The organism is Dactylosporangium fulvum (assembly GCF_025137375.1).
GTDB classification, from domain to species: Bacteria; Actinomycetota; Actinomycetes; order Mycobacteriales; family Micromonosporaceae; genus Dactylosporangium; species Dactylosporangium fulvum.
Genome location: NZ_CP073720.1, coordinates 8,228,375 through 8,245,323, shown reverse-complemented (window position 1 = coordinate 8,245,323; position 16,949 = coordinate 8,228,375). Strand labels below are relative to the sequence as shown.

The 16,949-nt window shown below is 71.7% G+C and carries 14 protein-coding genes; 4 read left to right on the top strand and 10 right to left on the bottom strand.

Features of this window, described 5'->3' with window-relative positions:
• Positions 1-56 precede the first annotated feature (56 nt).
• Positions 57-833 (top strand): class I SAM-dependent methyltransferase, encoded by a 777-nt coding sequence (locus Dfulv_RS37710; RefSeq protein WP_259858594.1) that lies wholly within the window; start codon positions 57-59, stop codon positions 831-833.
• Positions 834-974: 141 nt separating this feature from the next.
• A complete protein-coding gene (locus tag Dfulv_RS37705; protein ID WP_259858593.1) occupies positions 975-3,068 on the top strand; it encodes an MMPL family transporter in 2,094 nt (697 codons plus the stop codon).
• Positions 3,069-3,070: 2 nt separating this feature from the next.
• On the opposite strand, the gene Dfulv_RS37700 is transcribed toward Dfulv_RS37705, so the two are convergent.
• The 6 genes from Dfulv_RS37700 to Dfulv_RS37675 form a co-directional block, all read right to left on the bottom strand.
• Positions 3,071-4,669, bottom strand: a complete 1,599-nt coding sequence (locus Dfulv_RS37700) for a HAMP domain-containing methyl-accepting chemotaxis protein (RefSeq protein ID WP_259858592.1) — start codon at positions 4,667-4,669, stop codon at positions 3,071-3,073.
• 77 nt (positions 4,670-4,746) lie between these two features.
• Entirely contained in the window at positions 4,747-5,433 is a 687-nt protein-coding gene (locus Dfulv_RS37695) for a response regulator transcription factor (protein WP_259868855.1), read from the bottom strand.
• Between the two features lie 61 nt (positions 5,434-5,494).
• Positions 5,495-6,148, bottom strand: coding sequence for a DedA family protein (locus Dfulv_RS37690; protein WP_259858591.1), 654 nt, complete (start codon positions 6,146-6,148; stop codon positions 5,495-5,497).
• Between the two features lie 118 nt (positions 6,149-6,266).
• Complete coding sequence (locus Dfulv_RS37685) at positions 6,267-7,655, bottom strand: sensor histidine kinase (RefSeq protein WP_259858590.1); 1,389 nt, start codon at positions 7,653-7,655, stop codon at positions 6,267-6,269.
• A 24-nt stretch (positions 7,656-7,679) separates the two neighbouring features.
• A complete protein-coding gene (locus tag Dfulv_RS37680; protein ID WP_259858589.1) occupies positions 7,680-8,189 on the bottom strand; it encodes an SRPBCC domain-containing protein in 510 nt (169 codons plus the stop codon).
• Positions 8,190-8,326: 137 nt separating this feature from the next.
• The gene (locus Dfulv_RS37675) at positions 8,327-9,343 is read right to left on the bottom strand and encodes a LacI family DNA-binding transcriptional regulator (protein ID WP_259858588.1); all 1,017 of its coding nucleotides are present in this window, start codon (positions 9,341-9,343) and stop codon (positions 8,327-8,329) included.
• A 478-nt stretch (positions 9,344-9,821) separates the two neighbouring features.
• On the opposite strand from Dfulv_RS37675, the gene Dfulv_RS37670 reads away from it, so the two are divergent.
• Positions 9,822-11,705, top strand: coding sequence for a ricin-type beta-trefoil lectin domain protein (locus Dfulv_RS37670; protein WP_259858587.1), 1,884 nt, complete (start codon positions 9,822-9,824; stop codon positions 11,703-11,705).
• An 86-nt stretch (positions 11,706-11,791) separates the two neighbouring features.
• Here Dfulv_RS37670 and Dfulv_RS37665 read toward each other — a convergent pair whose 3' ends face one another.
• The 4 genes from Dfulv_RS37665 to Dfulv_RS37650 form a co-directional block, all read right to left on the bottom strand.
• The gene (locus tag Dfulv_RS37665; protein WP_259858586.1) at positions 11,792-12,364 is read right to left on the bottom strand and encodes a GNAT family N-acetyltransferase; all 573 of its coding nucleotides are present in this window, start codon (positions 12,362-12,364) and stop codon (positions 11,792-11,794) included.
• A complete protein-coding gene (locus tag Dfulv_RS37660) occupies positions 12,361-13,881 on the bottom strand; it encodes an APC family permease (protein WP_259858585.1) in 1,521 nt (506 codons plus the stop codon). Before Dfulv_RS37660 ends, Dfulv_RS37665 begins: the two co-directional genes overlap by 4 nt.
• A gap of 26 nt (positions 13,882-13,907) precedes the next feature.
• Positions 13,908-14,558, bottom strand: coding sequence for a GOLPH3/VPS74 family protein (locus Dfulv_RS37655; RefSeq protein ID WP_259858584.1), 651 nt, complete (start codon positions 14,556-14,558; stop codon positions 13,908-13,910).
• Positions 14,559-14,784: 226 nt separating this feature from the next.
• Positions 14,785-15,369 (bottom strand): cadmium resistance transporter, encoded by a 585-nt coding sequence (locus Dfulv_RS37650; protein WP_259858583.1) that lies wholly within the window; start codon positions 15,367-15,369, stop codon positions 14,785-14,787.
• Between the two features lie 1,099 nt (positions 15,370-16,468).
• Between Dfulv_RS37650 and Dfulv_RS37645 the strand changes: the two genes are divergently transcribed.
• A complete protein-coding gene (locus Dfulv_RS37645; protein ID WP_259868853.1) occupies positions 16,469-16,903 on the top strand; it encodes a VOC family protein in 435 nt (144 codons plus the stop codon).
• The last annotated feature ends 46 nt before the right edge of the window (positions 16,904-16,949 follow it).

Genomic DNA, 16,949 nt, shown 5'->3' with positions numbered 1-16,949 from the left:
CCTCGGTACAGATGTTGTACTAGGCGCTGCGCAGTCGGGTTTCTAGCGTCGGAAGCATGGACGAGTTGAAACTGAGGCACCGGGCGATGTGGGCGCTGGGGGACTACCCCGCGGTCGCCACCGAGATCATCCCGGAACTGGGCACGACGCTGGTCAAGGCGTGCGGCGTCGACGCGGGGCAGCGTGTGCTGGACGTCGCCGCGGGCTCGGGGAACGCGGCGGTCCCGGCGGCACTGGCCGGCGCGCGGGTGACCGCGAGCGACCTGACACCCGAGTTGCTGGAGGCGGGCCGGGCCGCGGCACCCGTCCCGCTGGAGTGGGTCGAGGGTGACGCGGAGGCGCTGCCGTTCCCCGACGCGTCGTACGACGTCGTCATGTCGTGCGTCGGTGTCATGTTCGCCCCGCACCACCGGGCGACGGCGGACGAGCTGGTGCGGGTGTGCCGCCCCGGCGGGACGATCGGCCTGATCAACTGGACGCCGTCGGGGTTCATCGGCCGGATGTTCGCGACGATGAAGCCCTACGCGCCGCCTCCGCCGCCCGGGGCGCAGCCGCCGCCGCTGTGGGGTGACGAGGCCCATGTGCGGTCGCTGTTCGGCGACCGGGTCACCGACGTGGTGGCCGAGCGCCACACGGTTCACGTCGACTTCCCGGACGGGGCCGCCTTCCGGGACTACTTCAAGCGCAACTACGGCCCGACGATCGTCACCTACCGGCACCTGGCCGACCGGCCGGAGGACGCGGCCGCGCTGGACCGCGCCCTGGCCGAGCTGGGCGACGCCGGCGGCGCCGACTGGGAGTACCTCCTCTTCACCGCCCGCGTCAGGGGCTGAGGCCGGTCACCGGCCCCACGTCCTTGAGCACCTTGAGGTGCCGGGAGACAGCGGGCCGGCGCACGGTGCCTGCGTCGGTTGTCGCGTCGGTGCGGGGCTATGATTCGACGGTCGAACTATTCGTCGGTCGAAGGAAGTGTGATGGGTGCTCGTGTGGCGGCCGCGGTCACCAGCCGGCTCGGCGCGATCCTGATCCTGCTCGTGACCGTCGGCCTCACCACGCTGGTGTTCCTCACCTCGCCCGAGCAACCGGCCAAGGACGCCACCGACGGGCTGCCCGCCGGCAAGCAGTCGACCCGGGTCACCGAGCTGACCGGCCGGTTCCCCAGCGGCCGCGCGCAGGCCGTGATCGTCGTGTTCGAGCGGGCGGACGGCACCCTGACCGACGCGGACCGGGCGGCGATCGCGAGGACGGCCGAGGCACTCGGCGGGCAGCTGCCGCCGCCGGTCCCCGCCGAGGACGGGCGGGCCGCCCTGCTGGCCGTCCCGCTCGGCGACGGCCTCGACGACGCCGCGACGACGCAGGCGGTCGACCGGGTCCGCGCGACCGTCCACGACGGCTCCCGGTCCGGCGCGGCCCTGCCGTCCGGACTCACCGCGCACGTTACCGGCGGACCCGCGTTCGGCCGGGACATCGCCGCCGCCTTCGAGGGCGCCGACGTGACCCTGCTGATCGCGACGGCGAGTGTGGTCGCCGTCCTGCTGCTCGTCACGTACCGCAGCCCGATCCTGTGGATCGTGCCGCTCGTCGTCATCGGCGTGGGCGACCAGGTCGTGGCGAAGCTGCTGCCCTGGGTGGCCCGGCTGGCCGGCGAGCGCACGGACGCCTCGATCAGCGGCATCGTCTCGGTGCTCGTGTTCGGCGCCGGCACCGACTACGCGCTGCTGCTCATCGCGCGCTACCGCGAGGAACTGCGCCGCACCGGGTCGCGGCGGGGTGCGATGGCCGACGCGCTCCGCGGCGCCGCGCCGGCGATCGTCGCCAGCGCCGCGACCGTGATCCTCGCGCTGCTCACCCTGCTCGCCGCGGTCCTGACCAGCAACCGCACGCTGGGGGTCTCCGCCGCGATCGGCGTGGCCGTCGCGCTGGTCTTCGGCCTGGTGGTGCTCCCGGCCGCGCTGGTCAGCCTGCCCCGGGGCGTCTTCTGGCCGTTCGTGCCGAAGCTGGGCAGCGACGACCCGACCACCCGCGGCGTGTGGTCCCGCGTCGCCCGAGCCGTCGGCCGGCGCCCGGTGCGGGTGCTCGCCGGCGCGTCACTCGCGCTCGCCGCGCTCACGCTCGGGCTGCTCGGCACGTCCGTCGGCCTGTCGCAGACCGAACAGTTCCGGACCGAGGTCGAGTCGGTCAGCGGGCAGCAGGCGCTCGCCCGGCACTTCCCGGCCGGCGCGTCCCAGCCGGTCACCGTCGTTGTCGCCGCCGGCGCCTCCGACCGGGCCCGCGCGGCGCTGCCCGGCGTCGAGGGTGTCGCCGCCGTCGGTGCGCCCGAGCGCTCCGACGACGGGCAGCTGGTGAAGTTCCGCGTCGACCTCACCGACGGCTCGGGCACCGCCGCGGCCGACGACACGGTGCGCCGCCTGCGCACCGCCCTCGCCGGGGTGCCGGGGGCGCTCGTCGGCGGCGCGCCCGCGGCCGACCTCGACGAGCGCGACGCCAACGTGCGGGACGACGCGGTGGTCGTACCGCTGGTGCTGCTGGTCGTCCTCGTGGTGCTCGTCGTGCTCCTGCGCTCCCTGGTGGCGCCGGTGCTGCTGCTCGTGACCGTCATCGTCAGCTACACGGCGAGCCTCGGCGCGGCAAGCGTGCTGCTGGAGCACGTGCTGGGCATCCCGGCGCTCGACGCGGCCGTGCCGCTGCTGAGCTTCCTCTTCCTCGTCGCGCTCGGCGTCGACTACAACATCTTCCTGGTCACCCGGGCCCGGGAGGAGGCCGCCGAACGCGGCGACACCCGGGCCGGCGTCGTGCGGGCGCTCGCCGCCACCGGCGGGGTCATCACGTCGGCCGGCATCCTGCTGGCCGCGGTCTTCACGGTGCTCGGCGTGCTCCCGGTGATCGTGCTGACCCAGATCGGCGTCATCGTCGGCATCGGCGTCGTGCTCGACACCCTCCTGGTGCGCACCGTCGTCGTGCCGGCCATCGCACTGCTGCTGGGCGAGCGGTTCTGGTGGCCGGCCCGCCCGGCCGCGCGGGCCGTGCCGGCCCCCGCGCCGGAGGCGGTCCGCTCGGCCGGCGGATGACGTCAGTGGGTGAAGCGGGCGACCAGCCGTTGCAGCTCGCGGGACAGGTCGGCGAGCTCCGCGGTCGCCGCACGGCCCGCGGCCACGCTGCGGTTGGTCTCCTCGGCCGCCGAGGCGACCTCCGCGACCGTCGTGGCGATGCTGCTCGCACCCCCGGCCGCCGCGCCGACGTTGCGGGTCATCTCGCCGGTGGTGGCCGTCTGCTCGTCGACCGCCGAGGCGATCGAGGTCTGGTACTGGCTGATCTGCCCGATGATCGTGCTGATCTGCTCGATCGCCGCGACCGCGCTGTCGGTGTCGGCCTGGATGGCTTGGACCCGCCGGGCGATGTCCTCGGTGGCGCGGGCCGTCTCCTGGGCCAGCTCCTTCACCTCGCCGGCGACGACGGCGAAGCCCCTGCCCGCCTTGCCCGCCCGGGCCGCCTCGATGGTGGCGTTGAGCGCGAGGAGGTTGGTCTGCCCGGCGATCGAGGTGATCACCTTGACCACGTTGCCGATCTCGGCCGACGACTGGCCGAGCTTCGTCACGGTCCGGTTGGTGGTGCTGACCACCGTGACCGCCTGCTCGGCGACCAGAGCGCCCTCGCTGGCGTTGCGGGCGATCTCGCGGATCGACGCCGACATCTGCTCCGACGCCTCGGCGACCGTCCGCACGTTGTCCGACACCTGCGACGCGGTGCGGTCCGCGGTCCCGGCCCGCTCCGACACCGACCGGGCGCTGCCGGCCACCCCGGCGGTGACCGAGTCGAGCTGGCTGGAGCTGCGCGCCACCAGGTCCGCGCTGCGGGCGAGCGCGCCGACGGTCTCGCGGACACTCGCGGTGGCCCGGTTCACCGCGCCGGCCATCGTGCCGATCTCGTCCCGGCCGCCGACCGCGGCGGTCCGTGACAGGTCGCCGTCGGCCATCGCGTCCATGGCGGTGACGACCGGCGTCAGGCGGCGGGTGATCGACGCCGACACGACCAGCGCGAGCGCCGTCGCCACGACCAGGCCGGTCACGAGCGTCAGCAGCACCTGGAGCCGGGCCGTCGAGTACTGGGAGTGTGCGGAGTCGACCGCCGCTTCGACCTCGGTCGCCTCCTCCGCGGAGAGCTTGTCGATCGCGTCCTCCATCCCGGGGACCACGACGTTGAAGTCGATCGTCGGCGCCCGACCGGCCTGGACTGCGGCCATCGCGTCCTTGAACTGCTGCCACAGGCTCGTGAACTCGTCGGCGATCCGCTGGGCTTCGGGGCTCTTGTGCTGGCGCTGGTAGGCGGCCAGGGCGGTGTCGAGCTCTTCGATCGCCACGGCGGTGCCCCGGGCGGCGGCGGCCTGGGCGTTCGGGTCCTCCGGGGAGCTGAGCCGCACGGCGTCGTTGTGGTTGATCATCGACTGGGCACCGCGGATCTGGCTGAGCAGCAGGAGGGCCTGCACGTTGTGCTCGCGGATCTCGCCGAGTTGCTTGTCCGTCACCGACATCCGTGACAGCGCGAAGCCGCCGGTGAGCACGGCGGTCAGCGCCATCGCGGTGAGCGCGAACAGGATCTTGGTCCGGATCCGGCGGTCGGCGAGCCAGCCCGCCGGGCCGGCGGCACGCTGCGAGTCAGAGCCAGTCCGCATGGTGTCGTTCCACATCCGATCGGTGCGAAGGGGGTTCACACCGGACATCGGCAGGCGGCCGGCCAGGTTGAGCGGGTTCAGCCGCCGTCGGGATCCAGGCGGTAGCCGGCCCCGCGGACGGTGCGGATGGCGCTGCGGCCATACGGGTGGTCGATCTTCTTCCGCAGATATCCGACGTAGACCTCGACGATGTTGGGGTCGCCGTCGAAGTGTGCGTCCCAGACGTTCTCGAGGATGGCCGTCCGGCTGAGCACGTCGCCGGGGTGCCGGAGCAGGAACTCCAGCAGCGCGAACTCCCGCGCCGTCACGGAGATCTCGTCGGCGCCCCGGGTCACGCGCCGCTGCACCGGGTCCAGGCGCAGATCGCCGGCGCTCAGCACGACGGGGCGCTCGGGTGCGCCCCGGCGGATGAGCGCCCGCAGCCGGGCGACCAGCACCACGAAGGAGAACGGCTTGACGATGTAGTCGTCGGCGCCGAGGTCGAAGGCGTCGGCCTGGTCGTACTCGCCGTCCTTCGCGGTGAGTATGAGCACCGGCGTCCAGACCTCCTGCGCGCGCAGCCGCCGGCACACCTCGTAGCCGGACAGCCCGGGCAGCATGATGTCGAGGACGATGGCGTCGTAGGCGCCGTAGGGCGTCTCCGTCGCAGCCCAGAGACCGTCGACACCGGTGTGCACGAGGTCGACCGTGAAGCCCTCCGCGCCGAGGCCGTCCTTGATCGTCTCGGCGAGGCCTGTCTCGTCCTCGACGACGAGCACCCGCACCGTGTCCTCCAATCCGGCGCCCATCAGATTCCGGTGCCCATCATCCTGCGTCGCCCGGCGCTCAGGAGTGTGCGGACCGGCGCGAGCGGGCGCGGGCCCGCAGCAGCTCGACGGCGATCGGGATGACGGAGAGCGCGACGATGCCGATAAGGATCAGTTCGATGTTGTCCCGCACGAACGCGACCTGGCCGAGGAAGTAGCCGAGCACCGTCACGCCGGTGCCCCACACCGCACCGCCGAGCACGTTGTAAACGACGAACGTGCGGTAGTGCATCCCGCCGGCCCCGGCGACGATCGGGGTGAACGTGCGCACCACGGGCACGAACCGGGCCAGGACGATCGAGCGGGCGCCGTACCGTGCGAAGAACTCCTGGGCCTTGCACAGGTTGGCCTGCTTGAACAGCCGGGCGTCGGGGCGGCGGAACAGCGCCGGGCCGACCCGCCTGCCGAAGAGGTACCCCGTCTGGTCCCCGGCGACCGCCGCGACGGCGATGAGCAGGCAGACGAGCCACAGCGGCTGGTGGAGGTACTGCTCGCCGGCGACCAGCAGGCCCGTGGTGAACAGCAGCGAGTCACCCGGCAGGAAGAAACCGATCAGCAGGCCGGACTCCGCGAAGACGATCGCCAGGATCCCGATCAGGCCGAAGGTGGAGATGAGCCACTCGGGGTCGAGGAACTGGGGGCCGACCGCGAGGGTCAGGGACTGGGCCAGCACGGATCGGGTCTCCTCGGGTCTCGACGGTTCCCGGCGAACGGTAGGCGGCGAATCCTGAGAGAAGGTTGAACGTCGCTGCCAGCAGGCTCGGCGCCCGGCCACCACGAGCGGCGCCAGGTCAGGCCGGAATCCGGATGTGCAGCAGTGCGCCGCCGCCCGGAGCGTCGTCCACCGTGAGCGTGCCACCGTGCGCGGCGACGATGTCCCGGGCGATCGGTAGGCCGAGGCCGGTGCCGCCACCGCTGCGGGAGCGGTCGTCGTCGAGGCGGACGAACCGGCCGAAGACACGGTCCCGGTCCGCCGCCGCGATTCCCGGGCCGTCGTCGCGCACGGTCAGCTCCGCCGTGCCGCCGTCACGTGCGAGGCGCAGCTCGACGGTGCTCTTCGCGTGCCTGGCGGCGTTGTCGAGCAGGTTGCGCAGGGCCCGCTGGAGATGGTGCGGATCACCGTGGACGCGAACCGGTGTGACGTGGGCGACGATCCGCAGCTCGGGTCGTTCGGCCCGGAGCCGCTCGCGTTCGGCGTAGACGAGGTCGTCGAGGTCGACGTCCGCGCGGCGCAGCGGCAGCCCGGACTCGTCCATGCGGGCGAGCAGCAGCAGGTCGGCGACGAGACGCGCCATCCGGTCGCTCTCCCGGTGCATGCGGGTCACGTTGGCGCGGGCGGCGGGCGGCAGGTCGGCCGCGGCGAGGATGTCGAGACCCGCGTGCACGGTGGCGAGCGGGCTGCGCAGCTCGTGGGAGGCGTCGGCGACGAACCGGCGCTGAGCGGCGGTGGCGGCCTCGATCCGGTCGAGCATGGTGTTCATCGTCGTGGCCAGGGCGGCGATCTCGTCCGCGGCGGCCGGGACCGGCAGCCGGGTGTGCAGGTTCCGGGCGGTGATGGTGTCCGCCTGGCGGCGCATCGCGTCGACCGGGCGCAGCGTGCGGCCCACGAAGAGGAACGTGGCCGCGCCCACGACCAGCGTCAGCACCGGCAGGCCCACGGCCAGCGCGCCGATCGCCGCCTCGGTGCCGTCGTCGATCTCGTCGAGGGACTGCGCGACCAGGACGGTGCGCGGGCCGTCCGGGGTCGTGGCGCCGACCGCGGCGACGCGGAACCACTCGTTGTGCGCGGTCTCCAGACGGCGCTGCTCCCGCCGGGTCTGGCCCGGCGCGGGCCGCAGCGAGGAGATCGGGCCGGCGCCGCCGATCGCCGCCGACGCCGCCACCACCCGCCCCGCCGGGTCGACGATCTGGACGACGGTGCGGTCCCGGGGAGACGGGCGCATGACGGCGATGAGGCTCGCCGGGTCAGGGTCGCCCAGCGCGCCGACCACCTGGGCGGCGCGCTGGCTGGTGGACTGGTCGACGTTGCCGGTGAGGATGAACCGGGCCGCGACCACAAACGCGACGCCGGTGAGCACCGAGGCGACCGCCACGACCGCCGCCGCCGCGAGGGCGGAGCGCATCCGCACGCCGAGCCGTCGCCGGACCCACGTGCGGACACGCTCCGCCACCCTGGTCATGCGTCGAACCTAGCGTCTGTTGCGTCATTGACCGGCGCGCAGAGCCGCCGCGAAGCGCCGTCCCGGCGTCGGGTCGACCCCGAAGTGCTCGGCGTAGCGTTCGTGAATCTCCCCCCACGGCTCGTGTGCCTCCGCTTCGGAGAGGTGACCGCCGGCGAGATGGGGCTCGAGCCGCGAGAGGTAGGTCTCCCAGCCGGTCGCGGTCTGCGCTGCGAGCGCGCGGTCGTCGATGACGTTGGTGAAGATCAACCGACAGCCGTCTCCGTGAGCGGCCAGCTCGAAGCTGTAGAGCTGGCCGGCGTAGGTCCAGGCCAGGCGGTGGGGTGGATCGACCTCAGTCACCTCGCCGGTCGCGCCGCCGGCCTCGAAGGTCTCACCCGTCGCCGGTGTCCAGTCGGCGGCTGCGGGAAACCAGCGCTCGAGCTCTGCCGGCACGCTGACGGCCCGCCACACGCGCTCGACCGGGTAGGCGAGGGTGCGGTCGAAGCGCAGCGACGGGCGGTCGTCGATCGTTTCCAGGGTTCCGAGGGCCATAGGTTCTCCTCCAGGTGTCGTTCGAGGGTGTCGAGGCGCCGCGACCAGACCCGCGACCTCGATACTCCAGGACGTTATGCAAGTCGCTACTTGCCTGTCAACCTCGGGTCACGCCGTAACGATCACGAGTAGCGGACCTAGGGTGCTCCAGGCCCTTCCGGCACGGGGCCTGTGGAGCCGCGCACGACGAGCTCGGTGGCGAGCTCGACGTGCAGCGCGTCGTGCTCGTGCCGGTCGAGCTGGCGCATCAGCAGCGTGACCGCCATCCGGCCGAGCTCGGCGAGCGGCTGGCGGATCGTGGTGAGCATCGGCTGGGTCGCGCGGCTGACGTCGATGTCGTCGAAGCCGGCGATCGACAGGTCCGCCGGCACCCGCAGGCCCCGCTCGGCGGCGGCGCGCAGGGCGCCGACGGCCATCTTGTCGTTGAACCCGACCAGCGCCGTGGGCCGGTCCGGCCGGTCGAGCAGTGCACGCGCGGCGCGGTACCCGTGCTCGGTGGCCGGCTCGGTGGCGAACCGCATCAGGTCCGGCGACGGCAGGACGCCGACGTCCGCGAGCGCCGCGAGGTAGCCGGCCGTCCGGGCGTCGGTGACCAGCCACTCGCGGGGCCCGCCGATGATCCCGACCCGCCGGTGTCCCAGCCCGACCAGGTGGGCCATCAGGCTGCGGGCGCCGCTGAAGTGGGCGGCGGAGACGGCCATGATGTCGCGCGGGGGAGCGGTGCGCGGATCGACGACCACGAAGGGCACGCCCTGGTCGCGCAGGCGGACGAGATCCTCGCCGGGTTCGGGCGGCAGGATGAGGATGGCGCCGCCCACCCCGGCCCGGCCCGCCAGGCGGGACAGGGCGTCGCTGCGCTGGGCGGCCTCGCCGGCGTTGAGCGTGACCTCGATGCCGTGCAGATCGGCGGCCTCCGCGATCGCCGAGACGATCACGCCGAAGTAGTCGGAGAGCAGGTGCGGGCACCGCACGTAGATGGCGTCGCGGTCGGTGCGCCGGCGCGGCGCCTGGTGGCCGAGGCGCCCGACGGCCTGCAGCACCAGCTCCCGGGTGCGCGGCGCGACGTTGTCCTGTCCGTTGAGGGCCCGGGAGACCGTGGTGACCGACAGGCCGGTCTCCGCCGCGAGTTGCCGGACCGTTGCACGCTTTCGCACAGGCACGTCCTTTGTTACATAGGTTGTTACATCATCGGCCGATCCTAGCGGCTGTGGCGGCCCCGAGATTGCCGCTCGCGAGCGATGCCAGTCGATACTGATACCGCGGTGACCGGCTGTCACACGCAGAGTCGCGGCTTTCATTAAGTAGGCATAAAAGTTGACGCGTTTGATTGACACATAGCCTGCTGCAGTGTTTCCTTCCTGGTACCACCGCCGCGATGACCGGGCAGCTCGCGGCGGACCGGCAGCACGTCGGCCCGTGTCCGGCCGCCCTCCGGACACGTCAGACCGTCGAGGGCCGTCACCGCTTCCCCAGGCGTGACGGGGTCCGAGCGCCGATCACCTCACGCCGGGGCGTCCCGTGACGCCGCCGGCGGGCGAGACCGTCTCGAGCAAGGGAGTTTCGTTGATGCCCTCAGCAGGCACCACCCCACCTGCATCGCACCGCACCCGCGCCCCCCGCCGCAGCCGCACCATGATCGTCGCCGCTACCGCAGTCGGCGCGGCCGTCGTTGCCACGGCCACCACCGTCGTGCTGGCCCCCAGCGCGTACGCCGCGGGGGAGACCGTCAACGTCTATTTGACGACCACCTCGGACAGCGGTGGCCGTAACGTCACCAGAGGCCTCCAGCAGCAGGCGTCGATCAGCTTCGGCCCGGCCGGCGGCTCCGCCAACCAGACGATCAACGTCAACGAGGGCGTCACCTACCAGGCGTTCGAGGGCGGCGGCGCGTCGATCACCGACACCACCGCCTACCTGCTGCGCGGCGGCCCGATCAGCGCGGCCACCCGCGACCAGGTGATGCAGAAGCTGTTCAACCCGACCACCGGCATCGGCCTGTCGTTCGTGCGCAACCCGATCGGCGCGTCCGACCTGTCGCGGCCCGGCAACGTGTCGCTCGACGACACCTGCTGCAATCTCAACGACTTCGGCAGCAACGGCTACGACACCAACGTGCGGCTGCTCACCCAGCAGGCCAAGCAGATCAACCCGGAGCTGCGGGTCAAGGGCGTGCCGTGGAGCGCACCCGGCTGGATGAAGGACAACGGCCGGATGGACCAGATGGGCTGGCTCAAGTCGGAGTACTACCCGATGTACGCCCAGTACCTCGTGAAGTACGTCCAGTCGTACCAGGCGGCCGGCGTCACGGTGAACTACATCTCGGTGCAGAACGAGCCGAACTGCTGCCAGGCGGGCAACCCGACCGCCATGAACTACCCGGGCATGAGCTGGAACTCGTCGGGCCTCATCGAGTTCACCAAGAACCACGTGTACCCGGCGTTCCGCGCGGCCGGCATCACCACCAAGGTGCTCATCCACGACTGGAACTACGGCGACTACGCGAACTTCGGCGCCCCCATCCTCGCCGACGCCGGGGTGCGTAACGACCCGCTGTTCGGCGGCATCGCGTGGCACGGCTACGCCGGCGACCCGTCGGTCGGCACCCAGGTGCACAACCAGTACCCGTCGGTGAAGCAGTTCAGCACCGAACACTCCGGCGGCACCTGGATCAGCAACCAGCACAACGAGGACATGGCCGACATCGTCAACTACACCCGGAACTGGAGCGGCAGCCTCGTCAAGTGGGGCCTGGCGCTCAACCAGAACATGGGCCCGCACAACGGCGGCTGCGGCACCTGCACCGGCCTCATCACCGTGCAGGAAGGCGGCTCGCGCGCCGGCCAGGTCGACTACACCATCGAGTACTACACGACCGGCCACCTGACGAAGTTCGTCCGGCCCGGCGCCGTCCGCATCGACTCGAACAACGGCACCGTGCAGAACGTGGCCTGGCGCAACACGGACGGCTCGAAGGCGCTCATCGCGCACAACGGCGGCACGAGCGCCCAGTCGATCCGGGTGAACTGGAGCGGGCAGTCCTTCGTCTACACGCTGCCCGCCCGTACGACCGCCACCTTCACCTGGCAGAACAACGTCTCGAACCCGACCACCCCGCCGCCGGGCGGTGGTGGCACGGGCCAGATCACCGGCCTGGCCGGCAAGTGCGTCGACGTGGCCGGCGCCGCCACCGCGAACGGCACCGCGGTGCAGCTCTACACGTGCAACGGCAGCAACGCGCAGCAGTGGACCCGCGCCGCCGACGGCACCATCCGTGCGCTCGGCAAGTGCCTGGACATCAGCGGGCCCAGCTCCGCCGACGGCACCGTCACGCACCTGTGGGACTGCCACACCGGCAGCAGCCAGAAGTGGACGTACAACGCGAGCACCCAGCAGCTCGTCAACCAGTACGCGAACAAGTGCCTCGACGTGACGGGCAACAGCTCCGCCGACGGCACCCGCCTGCAGATCTGGAGCTGCACCACGGGCGCCAACCAGAGGTGGACAGTGCCGGCCTGACGATCTCGGGGCTGCCGCCGTCCCTCGTCGGCGGCAGCCCGTCCCCGCGGGGGCCGGTGCTGCCCGGCACCGGCCCCCGCGGGGTCTCACCGCCACATCGGGTACAGGCTCGGGCCGTCGGGGACGCGGATGGGCTCGCATGACCGGTAGCCGTGCCGCTCGTACAGCTCCCTGTTGCGCGGGCCGGTCGCCTCCAGGTAGGCCGGGACGCCCCACTTGTCGAGGTGGGCGTGGCGGTGCCGCAGCAGGGTGCTGCCCAGGCCGTCGCCCTGCCGGTCCGGATGCACCGCGAGGAAGGCCAGGTAGTGATGCGGCCGGCCGGTGGGATGGCTGTTGTGCATGGCCAGGTCCAGCTGGACGAACCGGCCGACGGCCGGCCCGCAGACCTTCACGAGGCGCTCGTCGTAGCCGGGGATGTCAAGGTCGAGGCGGTGGTCGACGGGCCACCACAGGGCGACGGCGTCGAGGTCGCCGGTGGTCTCGACCAGACCGTGGGCCAGGAAGAACTCGGCGAAGATGCGGAAGTAGCCCGCGTAGACCGTCCGGCGGGTGGCCCGGTCCGGGATCAGCCAGCCGGCGAGGTCGCCGTCGAGGAACGCCTCCGCCAGGGTTCCGGTCACCGCGCCGAGGTCACCCGGGCCGGCGGTGCGGACGCTCATCGCGCGACCCCGCCGACCCGCATCGGCGTCGTGAAGGACATCGCGATCGCGCTGTCGGCGCCGAGCCCGATCGTCGCGTACCGCTGCGGAGACCGTGCCCGCAGCAGGAGCGCCCACGCCATGCCGAGCACCGCGGCCGCGCCGTAGAGGGCGGGCAGGACGACCGGCCACGGCGAGGCAGGATCGGTGACGCCGAGCAGGACGTCGAACTGGGTGAGGGTCAGCCACAGCACGTACGTCAGGGCGGCCGCGGCCACGCCGGGTGCGATCGCACGGGACCACAGCCCGGTGCCGGTGCGGTTGCCGGGATGGGCGAAGAACGCGACGACGGCGACGGAGGTGGCGGTCATGAGGACGAGCACACCGAGGCCACCGAGCACGGTCCACCAGAAGAACAGGTAGAGGATCGGATCCAGCCCGTTGACCGAGTACACGGCGAGGACGACCCCGGCGACGGCGGTCTGGGTGAGCGAGCCCCAGACCGGAGCGTTGGTACGGGCGCTGGTGGCGCCCAGCCAGGCGGGCAGGACCCGTTCGCGGCCGAGGGCGAAGCTGTAGCGGGCGACGGTGTTGTGGAACGCCAGCAGCGCCGCGAACAGGCTCGTCACGAACAGGACGTGTCCCACGTCGAGCCAGGCCCGGTGCAGGTACGGCGCGACGATCGTGAACATCAGCTCGGTGCCGTCCGCCTTCGCCCGGTCGACGATGCCGGCCGGGCCGGTGGCCACGGACATGGCCCACGAGCTCGCGGCGTAGAGCAGCCCGATCACGAGCAGCGCCAGGTAGGTCGCGCGGGGCACGGTGCGGCGGGGGTCCTTGGTCTCCTCGGCGTAGACGGCGGTGGCCTCGAAGCCGACGAACCCGGCGATCGCCGTGGCCAGCCCGGCACCGATGCCCGTGTCGAGCAGCCAGGACGGGGCGAGGGTGTCGAACGTGATGGTGCCGCCTGCCGGGTGCGTCACGGCGACTGCTCCGTACACCACGGCGACGGCGATCTCCGCGACCAGCAGTACCGCGAGGACTCGGCCGTTGACGTCGACCCGCAGCACCCCGAGGACGCCGATGACGGCCCAGGCGGCGAACGCGCAGCACCACCACGGCAGGTCGATGCCGGCCCGGTCGTCGAGGAGGCCGGCCAGGACGACGCCGAAGCCGCCGTACAACCCGATCTGCATGGTGTTGTAGGCCAGCTGCGCCACGAACGCCGCGCCGACGCCCGGCACGCGGCCGAGGCCCTGGGCGATGTACGAGTAGAACGCGCCGGAGTTCACGATCCGCCGGCTCATCGCCGTGTACCCGACCGAGAACACGGCCAGGACGGCCGCGACGGCGAGGTAGGCGACCGGGATGCCGATCACCCCGGTCACCGCCCAGCCGGTCGTCGCGCCACCGGCCACCACGGTCAACGGCGCTGCCGCGGCGAGCACGAAGAACACCACGGCGGGCACTCCGAGCCGGTTGCGGGCCAGCGTGCGGGCCACGATGTCGGTACGGTCGTCGTGTCTCGATCGGGACATTCCATCTCCTGTCGCGGTTCGGGGGGTTATCGCGGGGCCAGAACGGCGTGACCGACGGCGGTCTCGCACTGCTTGACGAGGGCGTACAGGGCCGGATGCAGGGCCGCCACCACGTCGGGCAGGATCGCCCGGCCGACGACGGAGATCTCGGGATCCCAGAGGACGTGCGGGATCAGCCCGGTCACCCACACCAGCCCGACCAGGAAGCAGTCGGCCTGGCACATCGGCGTCTCGGTGTTCAGCAGCCGCTCCAGCCGGACCGACTCCCAGGCGGCCTCGTTGACGTCCACGGGGACGAGCACCCGCCGGATGCCGATCAGCCGCCGCTGCCGGATCACCTCGAGCCGCCGGCTCAGCTGAAGCCGCTGTGCCACGCGGTCGGCCGCTTCCTCGGCGAGGAACGCCAGCCACGTGGCCGGGTCGCGGTGCTGCGGCTGGGCGAGCAGCAGGGCCAGCGTCGAGTGCAGCAACGGATCGCGGGGCGGCGCCGGCCGCAGGGCGTGGACGCCCCGGTCATCGACGGTGAGGCTGCCGGCCAGGATCAACTCGCCGAGCAGCGCCGCGCCCAGGCCGATCCCGATGATCCGTGGATGCAGCCGCCGCCGGCCGACCATGTGCTCGTGTGCGATGAAGTAGTACGCGTCGGCGGGAGAAAGCCGCGGATCCAGCGGTGACATCGTCGTCCCTCGGGCTGCTGGGGAAGATGGACGTAGCCTGCCGTGACGCCTCGCAAGCGCTCAGTTGCTCATGCGATCGTCGCGGTTGAATCTGCTGGTAGCAAGCTATGAGGGCCATAAGGCCATATGGTTGCTACGGCCGCAGTGGACGCGCCGGGACTTCGACAGTCCGGCCCGGATCAGGCGCCGCGTGCGGTGATCTCAGTGCATGCGGGTGGTGACGGTGTCACAGCCCTTCGATGAGCATCAGCAGGCCGATACCGATCAGGACGACGGGCAGCAGGACGTGCCCCCAGCGGCTGAGCGTCCTCGCGACCACCGGGCGGGTCGCGAAGAACCTGCCGGCCGCGCACCAGACCGCGACCAGGGCGAGGAAGACGGCGGCGTACACACTCATCCCGCCGACCCCCGCGGTGGCGAAGACGGGCACGTAGACGCCGATGTTGTCCCCGCCGTTGGCCAGCGTGACCGCGGCGACCTCGAGCGCGCGGGGCCCGGTCTGCTCGACCTCCCGGTCGTCGTCGCTCTCGCCGCGGTGCTTCCACGCCTGCCAGGCAGCCTTGATGCCGAGGGCGAGCGGGAGAAGCCCGAGATACGGGATCACTGACTCCGGCAGGAACGTCGCACCGAACGCGGCGGCGAAGGCCACGCCGAGGATGGCGGCGAAGCCGAGGTACTGCCCGGTCACCACCCGGCGAACCGAACCGGCCTGCCCGGCTCCCTGCGCGAAGAACAGCGCCAGGATCAGCAGGTCGTCGATGTTGGTCACCGCGAACAGCGCCGCCGCCTGCCCGATGATGCCCAGGCCCATGGATGATCTCCTCGCCGGATGTGGCCTTCCGCTCCGGGTGGCATCTCAGGCAGGTCGGCCAGAAGCGGCAGGATATCGCCCGGACGCATGTGACGAGGCCGAGCGACGGCTGCGCGAGCACGACCGGGGCGTCTTCTCCAGTCCCGGCACGTGCTTGACATGATCGCTGGCCGGGTCTGCTGGGGGCCTTCCCCACAATGGTCGCGACACATACGCTGCCGACGTGCTCGCCACGAGCCTTGCCGGCACCGCCCGGCACCCGCGCCTGGTTCTTGGTGTAGCAGTAGCCGTTGCCGCGGGCTTCGTGGGACTGGCACTGCTGGCAGCACCGGACAGTGCCAGCAGGCATGCCATACCGGTCTTGCTTTCCTTGCCGGCACTCGCGTCGGCAGTCATGGCACTCGCCGCAATGACGCGAGCACGGCCGGCGGCGTTCGTTGTCGATCAACGCACACCCGCGTTTCGCGCTCTGCCGCAGCCGGGCCACGTCTACCACGCCACCACGGGCATCTTTGCCGGCGCGACCCAGGTCGCGTTTCGGCTCATTCGCCCTCGCGCGGATCAGGACCCGGCATTCGACAACCCCGCCTGGCATCGCCGAACGGAAACTCTTGACGTGCTGACCGTCCTGCTGGTGGCCCTGAGCATCGTGCTGATCGTCGCGGTGTGGCGCGGCGTCGGCGTGGAACTGCGGCCGGACGGCCTGGTCGCCCGAGGCCCGCTCGGCACCGTAACCGTGCCGTGGGAGGCCCTGGCCGCGGATTCCCTGCCGTCAACCCAACCGACTGCCACGTCGCTCCTGCTCACCTACGCCAGGCCTGAACTGGTCCGCCGCCGCGGCCTGCCCTTCAGCCGGCGACGGATCCGCACGGACGCCGTCAACGCGTTGTTCCTCGTCCACGCCATCCACCACTACCTCACAAACCCTCAGCGCCGACAAGCGATCGGCACCGAGGCCGAATACGGCGACCTTCTCAGCACACTGTTCCGCACAAGGTCGGCTGGCGGTCACGGGTTCAAGAGTCGGCCGCATGCGCCACAACCTAGCCAGGGGCGGGCCCGTGGAGACGACGAAAGACCCCGCCTCTATGGTGGTCCTATGGCGTCGGTCAAGCAGATCCAAGTCACCTTCGACTGCGCAGAACCTGAGCGCGTCGCTCGTTTCTGGTGCGAGGTGTTGGGGTATGTCGTACCGCCGCCACCGAAGGGGTTTGCTACTTGGGACGATTTCGATCGCACGCTGCCGCCTGAGCGTCAGGGTTCAGCGTTCGCGTGCGTCGATCCCTCAGGTGTGGGCCCGCGACTGTTCTTCCAGCGCGTTCCCGAAGGCAAGGTCGTCAAGAATCGGCTGCATCTTGACGTGCGGGTCGGCACCGGGCTCGTGGGTCAAGAGCGCCTGGCCGCACTTGAGGCCGAATGCGCACGACTGGTCGCGCTCGGCGCGGTGCGCGTGCGACTACTGCTTGCCGATGACTACAACGAGTCGTGCCTCGTGATGCAGGACATCGAGGGCAACGAGTTCTGTCTCGACTGAGTGGCCGCGAACGTGGCACCGTCGCGAGTCGACCGGTGCGGACGAG

Bases quoted from the DNA above. Each gene is read 5' to 3' on its own strand.
- Dfulv_RS37710 (WP_259858594.1), top strand. From the start codon at position 57: ATGGACGAGTTGAAACTGAGGCACCGGGCGATGTGGGCGCTGGGGGAC.
- Dfulv_RS37705 (WP_259858593.1), top strand. From the start codon at position 975: ATGGGTGCTCGTGTGGCGGCCGCGGTCACCAGCCGGCTCGGCGCGATC.
- Dfulv_RS37700 (WP_259858592.1), bottom strand. From the start codon at position 4,669: ATGCGGACTGGCTCTGACTCGCAGCGTGCCGCCGGCCCGGCGGGCTGG.
- Dfulv_RS37685 (WP_259858590.1), bottom strand. From the start codon at position 7,655: ATGACCAGGGTGGCGGAGCGTGTCCGCACGTGGGTCCGGCGACGGCTC.
- Dfulv_RS37680 (WP_259858589.1), bottom strand. From the start codon at position 8,189: ATGGCCCTCGGAACCCTGGAAACGATCGACGACCGCCCGTCGCTGCGC.
- Dfulv_RS37670 (WP_259858587.1), top strand. From the start codon at position 9,822: ATGATCGTCGCCGCTACCGCAGTCGGCGCGGCCGTCGTTGCCACGGCC.
- Dfulv_RS37665 (WP_259858586.1), bottom strand. From the start codon at position 12,364: ATGAGCGTCCGCACCGCCGGCCCGGGTGACCTCGGCGCGGTGACCGGA.
- Dfulv_RS37660 (WP_259858585.1), bottom strand. From the start codon at position 13,881: ATGTCCCGATCGAGACACGACGACCGTACCGACATCGTGGCCCGCACG.
- Dfulv_RS37655 (WP_259858584.1), bottom strand. From the start codon at position 14,558: ATGTCACCGCTGGATCCGCGGCTTTCTCCCGCCGACGCGTACTACTTC.
- Dfulv_RS37650 (WP_259858583.1), bottom strand. From the start codon at position 15,369: ATGGGCCTGGGCATCATCGGGCAGGCGGCGGCGCTGTTCGCGGTGACC.
- Dfulv_RS37645 (WP_259868853.1), top strand. From the start codon at position 16,469: ATGGCGTCGGTCAAGCAGATCCAAGTCACCTTCGACTGCGCAGAACCT.